Genomic DNA, 312 nt, shown 5'->3' on the forward strand with positions numbered 1-312 from the left:
TGACGGTGTTGCCGTTGTCGGTGTAGCCGACGACGCTGATGTAGTGGCCGCCTTCGTAGGCGTGGGTGGTGCCGTTGGTGTCGGTGCTGGTGCCGGCGATGTTGGCGACGATGGCGCGGCCCTGGTCGATGGTGTGGACGATGTCGGTGCGCAGGGTGTTGGTCTGCTTGTCGTCGGCCTTGGCGGTCTTGATTTCGACGTTGCGGTAGGCGTTGGTCTTGCCGGTTTCCTTGTTCAGGATGGGGGTGATGTCGTTGATGGAGTCGGTGCCGTTCTCGGTGGTGCGCATCTCCTTGGCCATGGCGTCGACGC

1 protein-coding gene is annotated in these 312 nt (G+C 63.1%); it reads right to left on the reverse strand.

Annotated elements, in window-relative coordinates:
* On the reverse strand, nucleotides 1-312 hold a 312-nt coding region (locus SNR22_RS29220), incomplete at both ends, for a C39 family peptidase (protein ID WP_320069900.1).

This window comes from Micromonospora sp. RTGN7 (genome assembly GCF_033804645.1).
GTDB lineage: Bacteria > Actinomycetota > Actinomycetes > Mycobacteriales > Micromonosporaceae > Micromonospora.